The organism is Sphingomonas sp. BRN-1R, assembly GCF_057748035.1.
This window is the reverse complement of sequence record NZ_CM173236.1, coordinates 1,742,411-1,763,597: the sequence shown is the minus strand read 5'-3', so window position 1 is coordinate 1,763,597 and position 21,187 is coordinate 1,742,411. Positions and strand designations below refer to the sequence as shown.

General features: G+C 66.1%; 19 protein-coding genes. 14 read left to right on the top strand and 5 right to left on the bottom strand.

Going from position 1 to position 21,187, the window contains the following annotated elements; all coding sequences use genetic code 11:
- Positions 1-84: 84 nt before the first annotated feature.
- Both eno and AC3ANX_RS08115 read left to right on the top strand, forming a co-directional pair.
- The gene (eno, locus tag AC3ANX_RS08120) at positions 85-1,362 is read left to right on the top strand and encodes a phosphopyruvate hydratase (RefSeq protein WP_488336488.1); all 1,278 of its coding nucleotides are present in this window, start codon (positions 85-87) and stop codon (positions 1,360-1,362) included.
- Between the two features lie 71 nt (positions 1,363-1,433).
- A complete protein-coding gene (locus tag AC3ANX_RS08115) occupies positions 1,434-1,760 on the top strand; it encodes an FtsB family cell division protein (protein ID WP_488336487.1) in 327 nt (108 codons plus the stop codon).
- A gap of 46 nt (positions 1,761-1,806) precedes the next feature.
- Here AC3ANX_RS08115 and AC3ANX_RS08110 read toward each other — a convergent pair whose 3' ends face one another.
- On the bottom strand, positions 1,807-2,715 hold the full coding sequence (locus AC3ANX_RS08110; RefSeq protein WP_488336486.1) for an alpha/beta fold hydrolase: 909 nt from the start codon (positions 2,713-2,715) through the stop codon (positions 1,807-1,809).
- A gap of 118 nt (positions 2,716-2,833) precedes the next feature.
- On the opposite strand from AC3ANX_RS08110, the gene AC3ANX_RS08105 reads away from it, so the two are divergent.
- A complete protein-coding gene (locus AC3ANX_RS08105) occupies positions 2,834-4,573 on the top strand; it encodes a DUF885 domain-containing protein (protein ID WP_488336485.1) in 1,740 nt (579 codons plus the stop codon).
- 155 nt (positions 4,574-4,728) lie between these two features.
- On the top strand, positions 4,729-4,956 hold the full coding sequence (locus tag AC3ANX_RS08100; RefSeq protein ID WP_488336484.1) for a DUF4170 domain-containing protein: 228 nt from the start codon (positions 4,729-4,731) through the stop codon (positions 4,954-4,956).
- 460 nt (positions 4,957-5,416) lie between these two features.
- Here the strand turns inward: AC3ANX_RS08100 and greA are convergent, their stop codons facing one another.
- The 4 genes from greA to carA all read right to left on the bottom strand — a co-directional run bounded on the left by greA (position 5,417) and on the right by carA (position 10,829).
- Positions 5,417-5,893, bottom strand: a complete 477-nt coding sequence (gene greA, locus AC3ANX_RS08095) for a transcription elongation factor GreA (RefSeq protein ID WP_488336483.1) — start codon at positions 5,891-5,893, stop codon at positions 5,417-5,419.
- A 91-nt stretch (positions 5,894-5,984) separates the two neighbouring features.
- Positions 5,985-9,305, bottom strand: a complete 3,321-nt coding sequence (gene carB / locus AC3ANX_RS08090) for a carbamoyl-phosphate synthase large subunit (protein WP_488336482.1) — start codon at positions 9,303-9,305, stop codon at positions 5,985-5,987.
- A 1-nt stretch (position 9,306) separates the two neighbouring features.
- A complete protein-coding gene (locus tag AC3ANX_RS08085; protein WP_488336481.1) occupies positions 9,307-9,669 on the bottom strand; it encodes a ribonuclease E inhibitor RraB in 363 nt (120 codons plus the stop codon).
- The gene (carA, locus tag AC3ANX_RS08080) at positions 9,666-10,829 is read right to left on the bottom strand and encodes a glutamine-hydrolyzing carbamoyl-phosphate synthase small subunit (RefSeq protein WP_488336480.1); all 1,164 of its coding nucleotides are present in this window, start codon (positions 10,827-10,829) and stop codon (positions 9,666-9,668) included. The genes AC3ANX_RS08085 and carA overlap by 4 nt, the downstream gene beginning before the upstream one ends.
- Positions 10,830-10,962: 133 nt before the next feature.
- Between carA and AC3ANX_RS08075 the strand changes: the two genes are divergently transcribed.
- From AC3ANX_RS08075 to AC3ANX_RS08030, 10 genes are all read left to right on the top strand, one after another.
- The gene (locus AC3ANX_RS08075) at positions 10,963-11,415 is read left to right on the top strand and encodes a GatB/YqeY domain-containing protein (protein WP_488336479.1); all 453 of its coding nucleotides are present in this window, start codon (positions 10,963-10,965) and stop codon (positions 11,413-11,415) included.
- Positions 11,416-11,584: 169 nt separating this feature from the next.
- The gene (locus tag AC3ANX_RS08070) at positions 11,585-11,935 is read left to right on the top strand and encodes a GIY-YIG nuclease family protein (RefSeq protein ID WP_488336478.1); all 351 of its coding nucleotides are present in this window, start codon (positions 11,585-11,587) and stop codon (positions 11,933-11,935) included.
- Positions 11,936-12,024: 89 nt separating this feature from the next.
- A complete protein-coding gene (gene dnaG / locus AC3ANX_RS08065; protein WP_488336477.1) occupies positions 12,025-13,908 on the top strand; it encodes a DNA primase in 1,884 nt (627 codons plus the stop codon).
- Complete coding sequence (gene rpoD / locus AC3ANX_RS08060; protein ID WP_488336476.1) at positions 13,908-15,938, top strand: RNA polymerase sigma factor RpoD; 2,031 nt, start codon at positions 13,908-13,910, stop codon at positions 15,936-15,938. Before dnaG ends, rpoD begins: the two co-directional genes overlap by 1 nt.
- Before the next feature lie 187 nt (positions 15,939-16,125).
- On the top strand, positions 16,126-16,965 hold the full coding sequence (locus tag AC3ANX_RS08055; RefSeq protein ID WP_488336475.1) for a hypothetical protein: 840 nt from the start codon (positions 16,126-16,128) through the stop codon (positions 16,963-16,965).
- 108 nt (positions 16,966-17,073) lie between these two features.
- Positions 17,074-17,733: a DUF6975 family protein gene (locus tag AC3ANX_RS08050; RefSeq protein WP_488336474.1), complete on the top strand. Its 660-nt coding sequence runs from the start codon at positions 17,074-17,076 to the stop codon at positions 17,731-17,733.
- A 63-nt stretch (positions 17,734-17,796) separates the two neighbouring features.
- Complete coding sequence (locus tag AC3ANX_RS08045) at positions 17,797-18,651, top strand: AAA family ATPase (RefSeq protein ID WP_488336473.1); 855 nt, start codon at positions 17,797-17,799, stop codon at positions 18,649-18,651.
- A complete protein-coding gene (locus AC3ANX_RS08040) occupies positions 18,651-19,067 on the top strand; it encodes a GFA family protein (protein ID WP_488336472.1) in 417 nt (138 codons plus the stop codon). The genes AC3ANX_RS08045 and AC3ANX_RS08040 overlap by 1 nt, the downstream gene beginning before the upstream one ends.
- A gap of 113 nt (positions 19,068-19,180) precedes the next feature.
- Positions 19,181-19,738, top strand: coding sequence for a CHAP domain-containing protein (locus tag AC3ANX_RS08035; protein WP_488336471.1), 558 nt, complete (start codon positions 19,181-19,183; stop codon positions 19,736-19,738).
- Between the two features lie 55 nt (positions 19,739-19,793).
- Positions 19,794-21,179 carry a hypothetical protein gene (locus tag AC3ANX_RS08030; protein WP_488336470.1) on the top strand — a complete coding sequence of 462 codons (1,386 nt, stop codon included), beginning with the start codon at positions 19,794-19,796 and terminating at the stop codon, positions 21,177-21,179.
- Positions 21,180-21,187 lie beyond the last annotated feature (8 nt).

Here is a 21,187-nt window from a genome sequence, read left to right as displayed (position 1 = left end):
TGCGGGTGCGAATTGCAGCAGGCCGATATTGCCGATAGAGCCCGCGCGACAGCCGCCTGACGCCAACGATAGAAGGATCGTTTCGTGACCGCAATCATCGACATCCATGCCCGCCAGATCGTCGACAGCCGGGGCAACCCGACCGTCGAAGTCGATGTCATGCTGGAGGACGGCAGCTTCGGCCGTGCCGCCGTGCCCTCGGGCGCATCGACCGGCGCGCACGAGGCGGTCGAACGCCGCGACGGCGACAAGAGCCGCTGGGGCGGCAAGGGCGTGCAAGGCGCGATCGACGCGGTGAACGACGAGATCACCGAGGAAGTGATCGGCATGGATGCCGAGGATCAGGCCGATGTCGATGCCGCGATGATCGCGCTCGACGGGACCGAGAACAAGGGCCGGCTCGGCGCGAACTCCATCCTCGGCGTCAGCCTTGCGGTCGCCAAGGCGGCGGCGGATGCGCGTGGCATGCCGCTCTACAAGTACGTCGGCGGCGTCTCGGCGCACGTGCTGCCGGTGCCGATGATGAATATCATCAACGGCGGCGAACATGCTGACAATCCGATCGATTTCCAGGAATTCATGATCGTGCCGGTCGGCGCTTCGTCGATCCTCGAGGCGGTGCGCTGCGGCTCGGAGATCTTCCACACGCTCAAGAAGGGCCTGCACGACAAGGGCCTCGCCACCTCGGTCGGCGACGAAGGCGGCTTCGCGCCCAACATCGCCAGCACCACCGACGCGCTCGACTTCATCATGTCGTCGATCGAAAAGGCCGGCTACACCCCCGGCGATGACGTGATGATCGCGCTCGATTGCGCCGCGACCGAATTCTACAAGAACGGCAAGTACGACATTTCGGGCGAGGGCAAGATCCTCGACAGCCACGAGATGGCCGCATACCTCGGCGATCTGGTCGCGCGCTACCCGATCTTCTCGATCGAGGACGGCATGAGCGAGGACGATTGGGAGGGCTGGAAGGCGCTCACCGATCTGATCGGCGACAAATGCCAGTTGGTCGGTGACGATCTGTTCGTCACCAATCCCAAGCGCCTCAAGCGCGGTATCGAAGGCGGCTATGCCAACTCGCTGCTGGTCAAGGTCAACCAGATCGGCACGCTGACCGAAACGCTCGAAGCAGTGTCGATGGCGCAGCGCGCGCGCTACACCGCCGTCATGTCGCACCGTTCGGGCGAGACCGAGGACGCGACCATCGCCGATCTCGCCGTCGCCACCAATTGCGGGCAGATCAAGACCGGCAGCCTCGCGCGTTCGGACCGGCTCGCCAAGTACAACCAGCTTATCCGCATCGAGGAAGAACTGGGCGACGCGGCGTTCTACGCGGGGCGTTCGGTGCTGCGTAAGTAGTTTCCCGTTCCGTAAAGAATATCGTTAAGGCGGGCTTGATACACGAGTCGCGATGCGCGATTATGCCGCGCATGGTAAAGCGTGCATCTCCGAAACGGACGTCGTTCCGGGTGGTCCTCCGCAAGGCGGGACCGCCCGCAGCGCTGCTGACGGTGGGGGCCTTTTTTGGCGCCTATGCGATCATCGGTCCGAACGGCGCGCTCGCTTACGGCGATATCGAGAAGCATCTCGCCCGCAAGAAGACGGAGCTCGCGCTGCTTACCAAACAGCGCGAGACGCTCAAGAACCGCGTCGCGCTGCTCGACCCGAAGAACGCCGATCCCGATATGGTCGACGAACTGGTGCGCAAGGACCTGAACGTCGCGCACCCGGACGAGGTGATCGTCCCGCTCAAGTAAACCTGAGGGGCGCTGGTGAGGCGGCGTGGCCGCCCCACCCTTCACCTTACGGCACGATGGGCGCAAGTTGCGGGTGCAGGAACTGCTCGCGCTGCACCTCCTCCTCGACCGTACCGGGCACATCGACCGCCGGGCGGTGGCCGAGGAACGTCAGCAGGTCGCGCGTAAAACGATCGCTTTCGGTGATGGTGAGGCCGTGCGGCGCACCGTCATATTCCACCAGTTGCGACTGGTCGATCGCCGCTGCCGCCGCGCGGCCGGTCGCGTCGATCGGCACGGTCTTGTCGGCGGTGCCGTGGACGACCAGCGTCGGCACGCGGAACGCCGACAGGTCGGGCCGGAAATCGGTGAAGCTGAACGATTCCGCGCAGGCCAGGATTGGCTTTAGCCCCGCCATGTTCGCGGTCTGGCACGCCCATTCGATCACCTCCTCACTCACCGGCGAGGAGATGAAGCCGACCCCGAAGAACTGTTTGAAGAAGGTCGCGAAGAAGCCGTAGCGATCCTGCTTGATACCGTCCGCGATGGCGTTGAGCTGGTCGACCGGCGCACCGTGCGGATTGTCGTCCGTCTTGGGCATGAACGGCACCACCGAGGAGATCAGCCCAGCGCCGATCACGCCCTTGCCGCCGTGCCGGCTCATATAGCGCGCCACCTCGCCGCCACCCATCGAGAAGCCGACGATCGTCGCATCCTCGGCGCCGGTCGCCGCCAGCACGTCGGCGAGATCGTCGCTCAGCGTGTCGTAATCATAGCCGGTGAACGGCTGGCCCGAGCGGCCGAACCCGCGCCGGTCGTAGGAGATCGCGCGGAAACCGGCCTCGGCAAGCGCGAGCGACTGGGCGTCCCAACTGTCGGCGGAGAGCGGCCAGCCGTGGATCAGCACGACCGGGCGGCCGCTGCCCCAATCCTTCACGTAAAGATCGGTGCCGTCGCGCGTCTTGATATAAGGCATTGATCGTCTCCTGTTCGGACCGACGGGCAGAACGTACCGCAGGGCGCACCCGTTCCGCCGGGGTGGCGCACGGGGCCGCAAGCTGCCAGCATCCACGCGGACCGAATCAGGAGCGTGCATGCGTAAACTCTGGCTGGCGAGCGCCGCCGCGACCGCCCTCGCGTTGATGGGCTGCACCGCCAAGGCCCCCGCCCCCTCGGCCACCGCGACGCTCGCACCCTTGCCGGTGACGAACTGGCCGGGGTTTCGGGATGCCTTCATCGAAGGGTGGTTCAAGGTCTCGCCATCGGACGCGGTCTATCAGGGCCGGCACGATTTCGACGGCGGCCTGTCCGACTGGAGCGCCGCGGGGCTCAAGCGGCAAGGCGATTTCCTGCGCGACGCGATCGCCAAGGCCAAGGCGTTCGACCCTGCCAAGCTCGACACACAGGCCGCGTTCGAACGCGACTATCTGGTCAATGTCGCGCAAGGGAAGTTGTTCTGGCTCGAGGATGCCGACCAGCCGCACACCAACCCCGCATGGTACGTGGGCAATGGGCTCGATCCGAACGTCTATATCGCGCGCAACTACGCCGATCCCGCGACGCGGATGCGCGCGACGGTCGCGTTCCTCCACAAGATCCCGCAGGCTGCGGCGAACATCCGCGCCAACTTGAAGACGCCGCTGCCGACGAGCTATATCGATTACGGCGTGGCCGCGTTCAAAGGTTTCGCCAATTATTACAGCGGTGACGCGCGCAAGGCGTTCGCGGGCGTGAAGAGCCCCGCGCTTCAGGACGAGTTCGCCAAGACCTCCGCCGCCGCGACCAAAGCGATGGCCGACCTCGCGACCTGGCTGCAAAGCCAGCGCGCGACGCAGACGCAGGGCTTCGCGCTCGGCGCGGATCGCTTCTCGCGCATGCTGAGCATGACCGAGGGCGTCGACGTGCCGCTCGACACGCTGGAGGCGGCGGGCAAGGCCGATCTGGCGCGCAACCGCACCGCGCTGACGGCGGCATGTGCGCACTATGCGCCCGGTGCGACGGTGCCGGCCTGCGTCGCCAGGATGAACGCCGACAAGCCCGCCAACAACGATCCCGTCGCCGAAGCGCGCAAGCAGATCCCCGAACTGCGCGCCTTCGTGCTCGCCAACGATATCGTCTCGATCCCCGATGCCGAGCAGGCGCTGGTCGAGGAGAGCCCGCCCTATAACCGGCAGAACTCCGCGTATATCGACCCGCCGGGGCCGTTCGAGAAGGGCGTGCCGTCGGTCTATTACATCTCCCCGCCCGACCCGACGTGGAGCAAGCAGATGCAGGCGGACTTCATCCCCGGCAAGGCCGACCTGCTGTTCACCACCGTACACGAGGTGATGCCCGGCCACTTCCTCCAGTTCCGCCACGCCAACCATTCGCCGTCATTGTTCGGGCGGCTGTTCGTCGGCTACGCGTTCGCCGAAGGCTGGGCGCATTATGCCGAGGAGATGATGTGGGATGCCGGCCTCCACAAAGGCGATGCCGAGACGCATATCGGCCAGCTTTCCAATGCCTTGCTGCGGGATTGTCGCTTCCTGTCTGCGATCGGACTGCACGCGCGCGGCATGACTCAGGAACAGTCCCGGAAAATGTTCGTGGAGCAATGCTATCAGGACGAAGGCAATGCCCGTCAGCAATCGGCGCGCGGCACCTATGATCCGGCGTACCTCAACTACACGATGGGCAAGCTGATGATCCGCCGCCTGCGCGACGACTGGACCGCAAAGCATGGCGGCCGCGCCGGGTGGAAGGCGTTCCACGACACCTTCCTCAGCTTCGGCGGCCCACCGATCCCGCTGGTGCGCAAGGCGATGCTGGGCGGCGACGGCAAGGCGGTGTTCTGATCCCGCCTGCTGGGCGTGCATCTGAGACCGCAAGGGCGGCGACGATCACTCGCACGCACCGTGCCGGACGCGCATGACGTGCTGCGACGCAGCAGGTTGGATTCCTGCGCGTGCGCTTCTAAGAAGGGTTATCGTCTCCCCACGAAAGATTGGTCATGAGCAAACTCCACCTCGTCTTCGGCGGCCGCGTCAGCGATCCGCAGACGCTCGATTTCAACGACACCGCTTCGCTCGACATCGTCGGCATCTACCCTGATTATGCCAGTGCCGAGAAGGCCTGGCGCGCCGCAGCGCAGCGCACCGTCGACGATGCCGAGATGAAGTATGTGATCGTCCACATGCATCGGCTGCTCGAGCCCGATCTGCTCGCACCGGGCGCGTAAAGCCGAGGCGCAGACGTCGCCACGCCGACGCCGGTGCGCGGCTGAAGCCGCGTAGCGCCTCGGCCGGACGGCGGGTCGCGCCAGCGAGCCCTACCGACGGCGGCTTTGCCAAGGCGCAGGCGTCGCCACGCCGACGCCGGTACGCGGCTCAAGCCGCGTAGCGCCTCGGCCGGACGGCGGGTCGCGCCAGCGAGCCCTACCGACGGCGGCTTTGCCGCCGGCGCGCTTGACGCGAGATCGTCGCCCCGGCGCAGGCCGGGGCCGCTGTGTGATATACGGGCCGGGTGCCCGAAACGCAGCGGCCCCGGCCTGCGTCGGGGCGACGTACTTTGCGCGGACGTATTTCACCCAACAGCCCGACGCGGGAGTAAATCCCGCGTCGTCGGACGGCGCTGGAGCGCCGCCGGCCGGGCGCGGCTAATGCGCTCGGGATCAGCTTCGCTGATCCCGTCGCCGCCGCTTAGATAAACTCAATCTTCTCCACGACGTAATACCGGTCGCCAGACGGCACCGTCACCTCGACCTCGTCCTCGACCTTGCGGCCGATCAGCGCACGGCCGAGCGGCGAGTTGTACGAGATACGGCCACCCTTGGCATCCGCCTCGGTCTGGCCGACGATCTGGTACTTCACCGGCTTGTCGTCCTCGTCCATCAGCGTGACGGTCGCGCCGAACACGACCTTGTCACCCGACAGATCGCGCGGATCGATCACCTGCGCACGGCTCAGCTTGTCCTCGATGTCGGAGATCGACGCTTCGATCTGGCCCTGGCGTTCCTTGGCGGCGTGATATTCCGCGTTTTCCGAAAGATCGCCGTGCGCGCGCGCTTCCTCGATGGCGTCGACGATGAGCGGGCGCTCCGCCTTCAGCTGTTTCAAATGCGCGGTGAGGGTGTCGTACCCCTCCTGCAACATCGGCATCTTGTCGACGGTCGCCATCCCTTAGTCCTTCGTCCCGAAATCTGTCCCCAAGCCGACCCTTTCGGGCCGACCCGCACCGTCATTCAACTGTCGGGGAGTAATCGTGCGATCAGGAATAATAGGATTGCAAGGGCCGCACTTCAAGGTTTTGCGTCGCCAGCGCCACGATCGCCCGTGCCGCCTCCACTCCGGCAGAGGCCGTGGTGAAATAGGGAATGCGCTGCGACAGCGCCGCCGCCCGGATCGGTTGCGAGTCCTTCAGGCTCTGCCAGCCTTCGGTGGTGTTGAAGATCAGATCGATCCCGCCGTCCTTGATGCGATCCACGATGTGCGGACGCCCCTGTGCGACCTTGTTGACCCGCTCTACGCGCACGCCGTTGCGATCGAGGAAATCGGCCGTTCCGCCGGTCGCGACGATCGTGAAATCCCGTTCGGCGAGCAACCGCATCGCCGGCAGGATCACCGCCTTGTCGCTGTCCTTGACGCTCACGAACAAGGTGCCCGACTTGGGTAGCACGGTCCCCGCCCCAAGCTGCGCCTTGGCGAAGGCAATCGCGAAATCGGGGTCGATCCCCATTACCTCTCCGGTCGACTTCATCTCGGGCGACAGCACCGGATCGACACCGGGGAAGCGCGCGAACGGGAACACCGCCTCCTTGACCGCATAATAGGGAATGTCGCGGTCGATCGCGGGAAGATCGGCAAGCTTCTCGCCCGCCATCACACGCGCGGCGATCTTGGCGATCGGCGAGCCGATCGCCTTGGCGACGAATGGCACGGTGCGGCTGGCGCGCGGGTTGACCTCGATGAGATACACCAGCCCGTCCTTCACCGCGAACTGGATGTTCATCAGCCCGACCACCGACAGCGCGTGCGCAAGCTCGCGCGTCTGGCGCTCGATCTCGGCGATGATCTCGCCCGACAAGCTGTACGGCGGGATCGAACAGGCGCTGTCGCCCGAGTGGACGCCCGCCTCCTCGATATGCTGGAGCACGCCCGCGACCACCACATCGGTGCCGTCCGAGATCGCATCGACATCGACCTCGATCGCGTCGCGCAGATACTGGTCGATCAGCACCGGCGACGTGCCTGACACCTGCACCGCCGTCTGGATATAGTCGTCGAGCTGCACCAGCGAATCGACGATCTCCATCGCGCGGCCACCCAGCACATAGCTCGGGCGCATCAGCACCGGATAGCCGATCCGCTCCGCCACCGCGACCGCCTCGTCGCGGCTGCGCGCGATGCCGTTGGCGGGCTGGCGTAAGCCCAGCTTGTTGACCATCGCCGCGAACCGCTCGCGGTCCTCCGCCAGGTCGATCGCGTCGGGCGAGGTGCCGAGGATCGGGATGCCGGCATCCTGTAACGCCTGCGCGAGGTTGAGCGGGGTCTGCCCGCCGAACTGCACGATCACGCCGGCGAGCGTGCCGTTCTGCTGCTCGACATGGAGGATCTCCAGCACGTCCTCGGCCGTGAGCGGCTCGAAGTAGAGCCGGTCCGACGTGTCATAGTCGGTCGACACCGTCTCCGGGTTGCAGTTGACCATGATCGTCTCATAGCCCGCATCCGCCAGCGCGAAGCAGGCGTGGCAGCAGCAATAATCGAACTCGATCCCCTGCCCGATCCGGTTCGGTCCGCCGCCGAGGATGACCACCTTCTTGCGGTCGGACGGATAGGCCTCGTTCTCGGGCTCGCCGAAGCTGGGCGCCTCGTAGGTCGAATACATGTACGGCGTCTTGGCGTCGAACTCGGCCGCGCAGGTGTCGATGCGCTTGAACACCGGGCGGACGCCGAGCTTGTGGCGCGCCGCGCGCACTTCCGCCTCGGTGACGCCGCCGGTCATCGCCTTGACCGCCTCGTGGATCAGCCCAGAGCCGTGCGCGATGCCGCGCTCGTTACCGCGCAGGTTCGCCGACTTGAGCGCCAGATAGGCGAGCCGCTTGTCGGAGAAGCCCATCGCCTTCAGCTTGCGCATCCCCACCGCATCGCGCGGCAGGCCGTTGTGGCAGACTTCTTCTTCGGCGCGGACGATCTCAGCGATCCGCTCCAGGAACCACGGATCGTACTTGGCGATCGCATGGACCTCGGCGACGGTGAAGCCCTCGCGCAGCGCCTGTGCTGCGACCAGCAGCCGGTCCGGCGTGGCGGTGGCGAGCGCCGCCTCGATTTCGGCACGCGGCGCTCCCGAAAGGCGCTCGACCATGTTGAAGCCGCTGAGGCCGGTCTCCAGCCCGCGCAGCGCCTTCTGCATTGATTCGTGGATGTTGCGACCGATCGCCATCACCTCGCCGACCGACTTCATCGCGGTCGACAGCACGGCTTCCGCGCCCTTGAACTTCTCGAACGCGAAGCGCGGTATCTTGGTGACGACATAGTCGATCGTCGGCTCGAACGATGCGGGCGTCGCGCCGGTGATGTCGTTGGTGATCTCGTCAAGCGTGTAGCCGACCGCGAGCTTGGCCGCGACCTTGGCGATCGGGAAGCCGGTCGCCTTCGATGCCAGCGCCGACGAACGCGACACGCGCGGGTTCATCTCGATGACGACGAGGCGGCCATCCTTCGGATTGACTGCGAACTGGACGTTGGAACCGCCTGTTTCCACACCGATTTCCCGCAACACCGCGATCGATGCGTTGCGCATGATCTGGTATTCCTTGTCGGTCAGCGTCAGCGCGGGCGCGACGGTGATCGAATCGCCGGTATGCACGCCCATCGGATCGACGTTCTCGATCGAGCAGATGATGATGCAGTTATCGTGGCGGTCGCGCACGACCTCCATCTCATATTCTTTCCAACCGAGCAGCGATTCCTCGATCAGCACCTCGGTGGTCGGCGAGGCGTCGAGCCCCGAACGCACGATTGCGATGAACTCCTCGCGGTTGTACGCGACACCGCCGCCGGTGCCGCCCAGCGTGAAGCTTGGCCGGATAATCGACGGCAAGCCGGTCTTCTCGAGCCCGGCGAGCGCCTCCTCGACGGTATGCGCGATCGCCGAGCGGGCGGATTCGAGCCCGATCTTGTCCATCGCGTCGCGGAACTTGAGGCGGTCCTCGGCCTTGTCGATCGCGGCGGCATCGGCGCCGATCATCTGCACGCCGAACTTCTCGAGCGTGCCGTCATTGTAGAGCGTGAGCGCGGTGTTGAGCGCGGTCTGCCCGCCCATCGTCGGCAGGACGGCGTCGGGCCGCTCCTTCTCGATGATCTTGGCGACGATCGCGGGGGTGATCGGCTCGACATAGGTCGCGTCGGCCAGTTCGGGATCGGTCATGATCGTCGCCGGGTTCGAATTGACCAGCACGATGCGGTAGCCTTCCTCGCGCAGCGCCTTGATCGCCTGCACGCCCGAATAATCGAACTCGCAGGCCTGGCCGATCACGATCGGCCCCGCGCCGATGACGAGGATGGAGGAGATGTCGGTGCGTTTTGGCATGTCAGTTCTTCGTTCCGGTCTCGGCGGTGCAACCCCAGCCGTCATATTCAACGTCGTAGGCGAGCTCGATCTGGAGGCATTTCACCGTCAGCGCGCGGATCGCGTCCGCTTCGGCGGTCTGCTCGCTGCCGAGGAAGGTGGCGAGTTCGCCGTCCTCGGTCTCCTCACGCTCGATGAAGGTGAAGCCGAGGCTCTCAGCATCGTCCTCGAGCCGGTCGAGCGCGGCTTCGTCGCCGCGAAAGCTCACGTCGACGAGGCGGACGATCTCGGCACAATCGCCGTTTTCGGCGAGGCTGGCGAGCACTTCCTTGTCAGCGGCCCATTCGGCCTCGACGCGGGCGGGATCGACGTCGGGGAGCGTCACTTGAGCATCTCCACGAACTTCTCGAACAGATACAGGCTGTCCTGCGGCCCCGGGCTCGCCTCGGGGTGATATTGCACCGAGAAGGCGGGACGGTCGGTCAGTTCCAGCCCGGCGTTCGAGCCGTCGAACAGCGAGACGTGTGTCGCCTGTGCGTTGGCTGGCAGCGTCTCGCTCAGCACCGCGAAGCCGTGGTTCATCGAGGTGATCTCGACCACGCCGTCGCTCAGCCGCTGGACCGGGTGGTTGGCGCCGCGGTGCCCCTGGAACATCTTGCTCGTCTCCGCCCCAACCGCGAGCGCGAGGAGCTGGTGGCCGAGGCAGATGCCGAACAGCGGCTTGCCGGTGTCGAGCAACTGACGGATCACCGGCACGGCATAGACCCCGGTCGCAGCGGGATCGCCGGGGCCGTTCGACAGGAAGATGCCGTCGGGGGCGAGCGCCATCACATCCTCGAAGGTGGCGGTGGCGGGCACGACCGACACTTTCGCGCCGGCGGCGACGAGGTTGCGGAAGATGTTGCGCTTCGAACCGTAGTCGATCGCGACGACGTGCGGGCGCGTGCCCTCACCGGCATTATCGTCATAGCCGAAGCCGAGCCGCCACAGCCCGCCTTCCCAGCCGCCATGCGTCTCGCGCGTCACGTCGATGGCGAGGTCCATGCCCTCCAGCCCCGGCCAGCCCTGCGCCTGCGCGAGCAAGGCAGGGATATCGAACGCGCCTGACGCATTGTGCGCGATCACGCCGTTGGGCGCGCCTCCGCTGCGGATACGCTTGGTCAGCGCGCGCGTGTCGATGCCCGACAGGCCGATACGGTTGTGGCGGCGCATCCAGTCGTCGAGCCGCTCGACGCTGCGGAAGTTGGAGGGTTCGGTCACGTCCTCGCGCACGATCATGCCGAGCGCGTGGGGATCGTCCGCCTCGATATCCTCGGGGTTCGCGCCGACGTTGCCGATGTGCGGGAAGGTGAAAGTAATGATCTGCCCGGCGAAGGACGGATCGGTCATGATCTCCTGATAGCCGGTCATCGCGGTGTGGAAACACACCTCGCCGACCGCCGCGCCCTCGACCCCGAACCCCCGTCCCCACAACACATCACCGGATGCGAGAACCAAGACGCCGGTGGCGCCTTCGGGCGCAGAAATGGGATTGGCGTCGGCCATGATCGGCGGGCACTCCTTCGTTGGGCTGGCGATGTCGCTAAGTCGCGGCAGCTAGGCCCGCCGAGCGGAAGCGTCAATCTGTTATCGGCGCGCGGTTCCGGCTAAGCGGCGCGATTACGAAGAGGACCACGACATGATTCGCGACGACATCAAGGCCGCGCTCGTCACCGCCATGAAGGCTGGCGAGAAGGCCGACACCGCAACGCTCCGCCTCGTGCAGTCGGCGATCAAGAACCGCGATATCGAGGCGCGCACCGGCAAGGCCCCCGAGGACGACGACACGCTGGTGGTCGAGGTGTTGCAGAAGATGGTCAAGCAGCGCCGCGAATCGATCGAGATGTACGTGAAGGGCGGCCGCCAGGAACTCGCCGACGCCGAGGCGGCCGAGATCGCCGTGATCGAACGCTTCCTGCCGCAGCAGATGAGCGAGGCCGAGACGACGGCCGCTATCGAGGCGATCAAGGCCGAATTGGGCGCGTCGGGCATGAAGGACATGGGCCGCGTGATGGCGGAACTGAAGGCGCGTCATGCGCAGACGCTCGACATGAGCAAGGCAAGCGGGCTGGTGAAGGCGGCGCTGAGCTGAGCGCGGTTCGCCGAAGCGATAGCGCGTCGGACACGGGCTTCGACAGGCTCAGCCCGAACGGCGGCGGGAAATGCCGACAAGCCCTCTCCGTTCGTCCTGAGCTTGTCGAAGGACGTGTCACAAATGACGCCCTCTCGACTGTGTCACCGCAGTCAGGCACCATCCTCGAATGGTGTTCTGGACCTACCTCCTCCGCTGCGGCGACGGCAGCTTCTACGCGGGCCACACGGATGATCTTGAGCAACGCGTCGGCGCGCACCACGCCGGGCGCGGTAGCGACTACACCGCCCGTCGCCAGCCGGTGACGCTCGCGTGGAGCCAAGACTTTCCGAACCGCTTGGAAGCCTTGGAAGCGGAACGCCAGATCAAGGGCTGGTCGCGCGCCAAGAAGGAAGCGCTCATCGTAGGCGATTGGGCGCGCATCTCGCAGCTGGCGGCAGTGCATGGGGCAGGTGCTTCGACAAGCTCAGCACGAACGGTGGAGGAGGAAGGCCTTGCTCACCCACCCCGTTCGTCCTGAGCTTGTCGAAGGACCTGCCCACGGCGCACCGCCACCCCACGCGCAAACCCTTGCAAAACCACCGCACCTTGGGGCATTAGAATCGCGCGGTGAGTCTTTCCCCCGCCTTCCTCGAGGAACTGCGCGCGCGCACGACGCTGTCGACGCTGATCGGGCGGACGACCAAGCTCCAGAAGGCCGGTCGCGAGTATCGCGCGTGCTGCCCGTTCCATAACGAGAAGAGCCCCAGCTTCTACGTCAACGACGAGAAGGGCTTCTACCATTGCTTCGGCTGCTCGGCGCATGGCGATGCGATCCGCTGGCTGACCGATCAGCGCGGGCTGCCGTTCATGGATGCGGTGAAGGAACTCGCGCAGGGCGCCGGCATGGAGCTGCCTGCGATGGATGCGCGCGCCGCCGAGCGTGCGGAGGTCGCAAAGGGCCTGCACGAAGCGTGCGCGGATGCGGCGACGTGGTTTACCGAGCAGCTCCACGGGCTCGGCGGGGCGGAGGCGCGTGGCGTCCTGGAGAAGCGCGGCATCCGCGCGGAGACGGCGCGCGACTTCGGCCTCGGCTTCGCGCCCGATTCGCGGGGGAAGCTCAAGACCGCGCTGAAGGACTATGGCGACCCGATGCTGGTCGAGGCCGGGCTGCTCATCTCTGTCGAGAACAAGGAACCCTACGACCGGTTCCGTGGCCGGCTGATGATCCCGATCCGCGATCAGCGCGGGCGCACGATCGCGTTCGGCGGCCGCATCATCGGTGATGGCGAGCCCAAGTATCTCAATTCGCCCGAGACGCCTTTGTTCGACAAGGGCCGCACGCTCTACAATCTCGACAAGGCGGCCCCCGCCGCGCGCAAGGCCAATCGCGTGCTGGTGGTCGAGGGCTATATGGACGTGATCGCGCTCGCGCAGGCGGGGTTCGGCGAGGCGGTCGCGCCGCTCGGCACCGCGCTGACCGAGGCGCAACTGGAACGGCTGTGGCGGATGAGCGACGTGCCGATCCTGTGTTTCGACGGCGATTTGGCCGGGCAGAAGGCCGCGATCCGCGCCGCCCACCGCGCGCTGCCGATGCTGACCCCCGGTCGCAGCCTCGCTTTCGTGACGCTGCCGCAGGGACAGGATCCGGACGATCTGGTGCGTGCCAAGGGACCGGGCGCGTTCGAGGCGCTGCTGCGCGACACGCAGCCGCTGGTCGATCGGCTCTGGGCGCACGAAGTCGCCGCCGAGCCGACCGCCACGCCCGAGCAGAAGGCGGGCCTCAAGGCGCGCTTCACCGAACTTGCCAACAGCATTGCGGATAACGACGTAAAGCACGAATATCTCGCCGATTTCCGCCGCCGGTTCGATGAGATGTTCCGCCCGCAGCGTAGCGCCTTCGTGCCGCGCGCGCCGGGCGGGGGTGGCGGCGGTCGCCGCGCGGGCCAGCCGTGGAAGCCGCCGATCGCGCCGGTGCGCGCGGAAACCAAGGCCGCGCACTCGCTCGGAGTTGATTCCAGTCACATCCGGTTGATCCTGATCGGGCTGATCCGGCATCCGGTCGAAATCGCCCGGCATATGGACGTTCTAGGAATGCTCCGGCCTGCCGACGGGCCGTTGCGGCGATTATTCGACACGGTGGTCGATCTGGCGATCGGCGACCGTACGCTTGATAGCGAGCGCCTGCTCACCATATTAGCGTCGTCTGGCTTCGATCAAACCGTCAGCGAATTGTTTAGGGCAGACCAGTTGCGTTGCTCGTTCACCGAGAAAGATGCTGACCCGGTTCGGGCGCGCGCCGATCTCGACGAGACGATCGCCATCCTGGTCGCGCGTCCCGAGGTCGTATCGGCTTTGAACGAGGCGACCGCGGCGATGATGACCCACTTTTCCGACGAAGCGTTCGAACGGCAGAGATCGCTGGTTACTGAAAGTCTTGTTTTGGAGTCGCGGCTTGCAAATCTCGTGCAGGCGACCGAAGACGCCAGAGCGTTAAAATCCGAGGGCAATTGATGGCGAAGACCGATATGGCGGACGTTTCGGACACCAACGAGGGTGGCGACGCTCCGCTGATTGACCTCAACGATGCGAACATCAAGAAGGTGATCGCCCGTGCGCGCAAGCGTGGTTACATTACCTACGATCAGCTCAACGAGGCGTTGCCGCAAGGCGAGATGTCGTCGGACACGATCGAGGACATCACCTCGGCGTTGAGCGAGATGGGCATCAACATCGTCGAGAACGACGAGCAGGGCGAGGACAGCGAGCCCGACGAGCAGCCCGAGGACGAGGCCGAACCCGCCGATTCGTCGGAGGAAAGCGCGCCCAATATCGACGTCAAGAAGAAGGAAGTCGTCGACCGCACCGACGATCCGGTGCGCATGTACCTGCGCGAAATGGGTGCGGTCGAACTGCTCAGCCGCGAGGGCGAGATCGCCATCGCCAAGCGGATCGAGGCGGGTCGCGACACGATGATCCTTGGGCTGTGCGAAAGCCCGATCACCTTCAACGCGATCATCGACTGGTCGACCGCGCTCAATGAGGGCACGATGCAGTTGCGCGAGATCCTCGATCTCGACGCGATGCTGTCGAAGGATCCCGCGCCCGAAAGCCTGTCGGATGACGATGAGGGCGGCGACGGTGAGATCAGCGAGAAGACCGCCGGTCCGTCGTTCAAGGAAGAAGACGAGCCCGAGGAGGCGTCGGCCGACGAGGACGAGGATTCGATGACCGAGCGGCGCGCCCCGCGCCCGTCGGACGACGAGGAGGAGGACAACACCCTCAGCCTCGCGCAGATGGAGGAGCAGCTCAAGCCGATAGCGCTAGAGCGGTTCGCCAACATCACGGCGATCTACAAGAAATTTTCCAAGATGCAGCAGCAGCGTCTCGACCAGATGAGCGCTGGCGGCGAGCTGTCGGCGGCGGACGAGCGCAAGTATCAGAAGCTGCGCGAAGACCTCACCGCCGAGGTGGAGAGCGTTCAGTTCCACAACGCCAAGATCGAGTATCTCGTCGATCAGCTCTACGCGTTCAACCGGCGCCTGACCGCGCTGGGCGGGCAGATGCTGCGTCTGGCCGAGCGTCACAAGGTCAGCCGCAAGGACTTCCTCGACCGCTACATCGGCCATGAGCTGGATGAGGCGTTCCCGTCGAGCGCTGCCAAGGTCGACAAGAAGTGGGCGGCGTTCGTCGCCAACGAAAGCGACGCGGCCGACCGCATCCGCACCGAGATCGCCGAGATTTCGCAGCAGACCGGCATGGCGCTCGGCGAGTTCCGCCGTATCGTCAACATGGTCCAGAAGGGTGAGCGCGAGGCGCGCATCGCCAAGAAGGAGATGGTCGAGGCCAATCTCCGCCTCGTGATCTCGATCGCCAAGAAATACACCAACCGCGGGCTTCAGTTCCTGGATCTGATCCAGGAGGGCAACATCGGGCTGATGAAGGCGGTCGACAAGTTCGAGTACCGGCGCGGCTACAAGTTCTCGACCTATGCGACCTGGTGGATCCGGCAGGCGATCACCCGCTCGATCGCGGATCAGGCGCGCACGATCCGTATCCCGGTCCACATGATCGAGACGATCAACAAGCTGGTCCGCACCAGCCGCCAGTTCCTCCACGAGCAGGGTCGCGAGCCCACGCCTGAGGAAATGGCCGAGCGCCTCTCCATGCCCTTGGAGAAGGTCCGCAAGGTGATGAAGATCGCCAAGGAGCCGATCTCCCTCGAAACGCCGATCGGCGACGAGGAGGATTCGCATCTGGGCGACTTCATCGAGGACAAGAACGCGATCATCCCAGTCGATGCCGCAATTCAGGCGAACCTCAAGGAGACCGTCACGCGCGTTCTCGCCAGCCTGACCCCGCGTGAGGAGCGTGTGCTGCGCATGCGCTTCGGCATCGGCATGAACACCGATCACACGCTGGAAGAAGTCGGCCAGCAATTCTCGGTGACGCGCGAGCGTATCCGCCAGATCGAGGCGAAGGCGCTGAGGAAGCTCAAGCACCCGAGCCGCAGCCGCAAGATGCGGTCGTTCCTCGACCAGTAAGGCACGACGACCACCGGTCGTGAAATTGCGGAGGCGTGTGGCGGGTACGTACCCGGCACACGCCTCTCGTGCTTTCAAAGAGCATTGCGGCGCAACTTCCTCCGTTCCGGCGCTGAGATGTCGTAAATCGCAGGCGAGCGACTAAACCGGGGCAATGCTCGACCCGGCCGCACCTTCGCGTCAAATCGTGACCTCGTCCGATCTCGTCCGCCATTTCGGCTATTGGCAGGATCGCGCCGCCCGCAACCCCGTGTACATCCTTCATCGCGGACGGCCCCGGCTCGTCCTTACCTCGGTCGAGATCATGGATGCGCTCTGCGCGCCGCATTTCGCCGGGCCCGGCTGCGGCCCCGATCTCGCTGCGGTGCTGGAGCGGATCGAGGATCGCGTGCTGATCGCCGACGAGCGGCAGCGGATCGTCGCCGCCAGCGCCAGCGCGCGCCATCAGTTCGGGACGGCGGCGGAAGTCGGGCGCGCGCTCGGACGCATCGTCTCCGAGGATGCGCAGGTGCCGCTCGCCGCCGCGGCCGAGCGGGTGACGCGGACGGGTATCGCGGTGACGCTCGATGTACCCGCGCACGGTCTGGCCGGCCGCGCGCTGACCTTGCGGGTCGATCGTTGGTCGGGCGGACTGGTACTGGTCGTGCGCGATCCCGCCGCTGAACGCGACATCGCCGAGCGGACCGCTCTCGACGAGGCGATCGCCGCGACCGCAGTGTTTGCTCCGGCGCGGATCGATCTCCACGGCCGGCTGGAAACCGCACCGCCCGCGCTTGCCGCGCTGTGCGGTCGGCGCGTCGAGACGCTGCCCGGAACGCCCTTCGCCGGCCTGTTCGACACCGACTCGCAAGGCGCGGTGGACGATGCCGCCGAACGCGTGGTGCGGCGTGGACACGCCTTGCAGATCAACGCCTTGCTCCCGGTCACACGGGGCAAGCGGCGCGCGGTGCAGGTCGGTCTGGCGCCGCGCCGCAGCGGCACCGGGATCGCCGGCGTTGCCGCCGTGCTGGTCGCCCGCGCTGGTTGAAACACGCTTAAAGCCATCTAAACCAGGTCTTTACGCGCTTCGTATAAACCCGGCCGGCAAACCACTCGGCAGGGCAGCCTTCGTGGCTGATGAGGGGCAAGGATTTTCATGGCGTTCGAGGCACTTTCGACACAACGGCCCGAGGGCGTCTGGCAGGTGCTCGCCGCACTTGCCGCCGCCGACGGCAGCGCGGCGCATCCGATGGTGACGGCGCTGACCGCACCGGCTGCGGCCAAGCGCGATATCGCCGACGCGGTACATGCCGTCTGCGCGATCCACGGCCGCTATCTGTTCGAAGACATCGCGCTGCCCGACGGCGACGCGACCGCCGCATGGTTCGCCGACGTCACGCAGGCGTTCACGGCCGAGCGCACCTATCTCACCCATCTCACCGCCGCCGCCGGCCCCCTGCCCTCCACGCCCGGTCAGGCCGAGGCGGACGCCGCCTTCGCCAACCAGCGCCACGCCTTCGACATGCTCGCCCGCTCCGACCGCAAGGGCTGCGCGATCGGCGCGGCGCTCGCGCTCGTGATCGACTGGCATGCGATCCGCAGCGTGCTCGATGCCGCCGGCGAACGCTTCGGGTTGGCCGTGCCGGTCTCCACTTTGCCCGACCGGGTCGATATCGCGCGGTTCGCCGCGACGATCGGCGATACGCCCGCCACGCAGCGCGCCATCGCCTTCGGGGCGCAACAGGTGTTCGCGCAGCATCGCGGGCTCTGGAGCCTGCTCGAAGCGCGGGCGAGCGCGCGCAACCACCACGGCTGATCCGCTTGCGCGGTGGCGCGCCCTGCCCCTATCCCGAACGCGAACGCGAGAAGGATGGCGGCGATGAAGCGATTCGAAGGCACGCAAAGCTATGTCGCGACCGACGATCTCAAGGTCGCGGTCAATGCGGCCGTCACGCTACGGCGCCCGTTGCTCATCAAGGGCGAGCCCGGCACCGGCAAGACCGTGCTCGCCTATGAAATCGCGGAGGCGATGGACGCCGAGCTGATCGACTGGAACGTCAAGTCCACCACCAAGGCGCAGCACGGCCTGTACGAATATGACGCGGTGGCGCGTCTGCGCGACGGCCAGCTTGGCGACCCGCGCGTCCATGACATCGCCAACTATATCCGCAAGGGCAAGATGTGGGAGGCGTTCACCCGCCCCAAGCCGCCGGTGCTGCTGATCGACGAGATCGACAAGGCCGATATCGAATTCCCCAACGATCTGTTGCAGGAACTCGACCGGATGGAGTTCCACGTCCACGAGACCGGCGAGACGGTGCGCGCGGTCGAGCGGCCGATCGTCATCATCACCTCGAACAACGAGAAGGAACTGCCCGACGCGTTTCTGCGCCGGTGCTTCTTCCACTATATCCGCTTCCCCGATCGCGAGACGATGCAGCGGATCGTCGATGTGCACTTCCCCGGCATCCAGAAACTGCTGGTCGGCCGCGCGATGGAGATCTTCTATGCGCTGCGCGAGGTGCCCGGCCTCAAGAAGAAGCCGAGCACGAGCGAGTTGATCGACTGGCTCAAGCTGCTGCTGCATGAGGACATGCCGCTCGACGTGCTCCAGAACCGCGATCCGACCAAGGCGATACCGCCGCTGCACGGCGCGCTGCTGAAGAACGAGCAGGACGTGATGATGTTCGAGCGGCTGGCCTTCCTTGCCCGCCGCACCGCAGGGGCTCAGTAATGGCGGGCGCGACCGGCGGCTGCCTGTGCCGTGCGGTGCGCTATGCGATTTCCAGCGAACCGATCGCGGCGCGCGCGTGCTGGTGCCGGCTATGCCAGTATCTCGGCGCGGGCAGCGGCACCGTGAATGTCGCCTTCGCGAGCGCTGGCGCGACCATCACCGGGGCGCCGCGCTGGCGCAGCGATACCGCCGACAGCGGCAACGTCCTGCAACGTGGTTTCTGCGCGGAATGCGGCACCCCGCTGTTCAGCAAGACCGACGCGCGTCCGCACCTGATCTTCGTGCGCGCAGGTTCGCTGGACGATCCCGACCGAATCGCACCCGCCGCGACGATCTGGACCAGCGAAGCACCCGCATGGGCGCATTTCGATCCGGCGTTGCCGCGATTCGAGCGGCAATCGCCGCCGGTCGCATGAAGGTGCGAGCGCTGGCCTAATCGGTGCTGCACCGCGCAAGAAAGAGATGGTAACCTCGTCTTAAACCAGTCTCGCTTACCTCGCGGTCGGGGGGCGCCTTGTATGGTGCCTGTATGCGATGTGTATTTCGCCTGTTGGCTTTTCCCGCCGCCTTGCTCGCGGCAGCTCCGTCTTATGCGGGGTCGCTTCTCAACTATGTTGGGGAGTGCGTGCCGTTCGCGCGTGCGGCGTCCGGCATCCAGATCTATGGCGACGCCTGGACCTGGTGGTCGAAGGCGGCCGGCCATTACCAGCGTGGCGACAGCCCGCGCGTGGGCGCGGTGATCGTCTTCGCCAAGACCTCGCGATTGCCGCTCGGCCATGTCGCCGTCATCAGCCGGATCGTTGATCCGCGCGTAGTGATGGTCACGCACGCCAACTGGTCGCGCCAGAACGGCGCACGCGGCCATGCCGAGCAGGACGTGACGCTGACCGACGTGTCGCCCAACAACGACTGGCGTGAAGTGAAGGTGTGGTATCGCGACATGGAGGGGCTTGGCGGCACCACCTACCCGGTGTCAGGCTTCATCTACGGCAGCGCGATCGACGGCGCGCCGCGCCCGCATGCCGCCCCCGAACTGACCGGACGCAATCCGGACTATGTCGGCGCGCTGATCGACGCCTATCGTTAACGCGCGGGCGGCTGCGTTAACCACCGCTCAAGACCGCCACGCTACAGCCGCGGGAATGGTTGACCGGCGTTATCCGTGGCTGCTCGGCGGCATAATCCTACTCGGCCTCGCGCTGCGCATCGCATCCGCGCAGGGCGGCTTGTGGCTCGACGAGGCGTGGTCGGCCGAACTGGCACGGCAGGCGGGCACGCCGCTCGGCGTGTTCCTCAACATCAACCACGACAACAACCACCATCTCAATTCGCTGTGGATGCAGTTGGTCGGCTTCGATGCGCCGCCGATGCTGCAACGCGCGCTGTCGATCGTGGCGGGGACGCTTACCATCCCGGTGGTAGCAGCGATCTTCCGCGATCGGGGACGCGTCGTCGGAATCGTCGCGGCGCTGCTGTTCGCGGTGTCGCCGATGGTGGTGACGATGGGATCGGAAGCACGCGGCTACGCATCGATGTCGCTGGCGTTCCTGTGCGCGGTCCTTCTGGTCACGCGCTGGCTGGCGGACGAGGCTGCGGACGGCGTTCGGCGCCGGCTCGTCTGGTGCTTCGCGCTCGGCGCGCTGTCGCAGATGACGATGGTATTCGGTGTTGTCGCGCTGGTCGGCTGGGTGTTCTTCGCCTTGTGCACGCGGATGGCGCCGCTCGCGGCGGCGCGGCGTACGCTCTGGCTGTTCGCCCCTGCCCTCGTCGCGCTGGCACTGGTGCTCGGCGGGATCGCGGCGGCGGCGCTTGCCAGCCCAACCGGGTTCCAGTTCGGTGATTACAAGCCGTTCGAGATCCTGCTGTTCCTCCACGCCATTGTCGAGATGCTCGGCTATACGATCGGCTGGCCGGTCGTATCGCTGTGGCTGATGCCGGGCGCGCTGATCCTCGTCGTGCTGGCGCGGCATGCCGGCGTGACGAAGCGTGCGCTGTACAGCCTGGCGATCGTCGCGTTTCCGGTCACGTTGGCGGTGCTGCACGCGGGCAATCCGGGGCATCCGCGCTATTACCTCATCGCCGCGCTCGCGCTGCTGCTGATGCTGGCCGAGATGATCGGCACGATGCTCTTGCGTGGCGGATGGCAGCGCCTGGTCGCCGGGTTGGGGCTTGCCGCGCTGCTCGGCGGCGGGGCGTGGCAGGATGCCGATCTGATCCACAACCAGCGCGGCGACCCCGATCCCGCGATCGCGGCCATGATCGCACGCGCGCCGCATGGCGCGGCCGCGTTGCTGGACCGGCCGACCGGCATGGCGATGCTGGCCTCGGCGGCGGCGCACCGTCACTACCCGCTGACGATCGCGCGGACCCGCTGCGCGCCGGCGCGCTTCCTGTTCATGGACCGTTTCAAGGGCGAGCATTTCCCCGCCGCAGTCCAGCGCTGCGGCGCAACGTGGCGGCCGATCGCCGCCGCGCGCGCGCATGGGTTGTCGGGAACGCACTGGACATTGTACGAGCGCCAGCCCTAGCGTCGGGC

Coding starts and splice junctions, on each gene's coding strand:
- carB (WP_488336482.1), bottom strand. CDS start 9,305: ATGCCAAAACGCACCGACATCTCCTCCATCCTCGTCATCGGCGCGGGG.
- AC3ANX_RS08040 (WP_488336472.1), top strand. CDS start 18,651: ATGGCGGGCGCGACCGGCGGCTGCCTGTGCCGTGCGGTGCGCTATGCG.
- AC3ANX_RS08100 (WP_488336484.1), top strand. CDS start 4,729: ATGAGCAAACTCCACCTCGTCTTCGGCGGCCGCGTCAGCGATCCGCAG.
- AC3ANX_RS08105 (WP_488336485.1), top strand. CDS start 2,834: ATGCGTAAACTCTGGCTGGCGAGCGCCGCCGCGACCGCCCTCGCGTTG.
- greA (WP_488336483.1), bottom strand. CDS start 5,893: ATGGCGACCGTCGACAAGATGCCGATGTTGCAGGAGGGGTACGACACC.
- AC3ANX_RS08110 (WP_488336486.1), bottom strand. CDS start 2,715: ATGCCTTATATCAAGACGCGCGACGGCACCGATCTTTACGTGAAGGAT.
- AC3ANX_RS08075 (WP_488336479.1), top strand. CDS start 10,963: ATGATTCGCGACGACATCAAGGCCGCGCTCGTCACCGCCATGAAGGCT.
- AC3ANX_RS08070 (WP_488336478.1), top strand. CDS start 11,585: ATGGTGTTCTGGACCTACCTCCTCCGCTGCGGCGACGGCAGCTTCTAC.
- AC3ANX_RS08030 (WP_488336470.1), top strand. CDS start 19,794: ATGGTTGACCGGCGTTATCCGTGGCTGCTCGGCGGCATAATCCTACTC.
- AC3ANX_RS08115 (WP_488336487.1), top strand. CDS start 1,434: ATGGTAAAGCGTGCATCTCCGAAACGGACGTCGTTCCGGGTGGTCCTC.
- AC3ANX_RS08035 (WP_488336471.1), top strand. CDS start 19,181: ATGCGATGTGTATTTCGCCTGTTGGCTTTTCCCGCCGCCTTGCTCGCG.
- AC3ANX_RS08045 (WP_488336473.1), top strand. CDS start 17,797: ATGAAGCGATTCGAAGGCACGCAAAGCTATGTCGCGACCGACGATCTC.
- rpoD (WP_488336476.1), top strand. CDS start 13,908: ATGGCGAAGACCGATATGGCGGACGTTTCGGACACCAACGAGGGTGGC.
- AC3ANX_RS08050 (WP_488336474.1), top strand. CDS start 17,074: ATGGCGTTCGAGGCACTTTCGACACAACGGCCCGAGGGCGTCTGGCAG.
- carA (WP_488336480.1), bottom strand. CDS start 10,829: ATGGCCGACGCCAATCCCATTTCTGCGCCCGAAGGCGCCACCGGCGTC.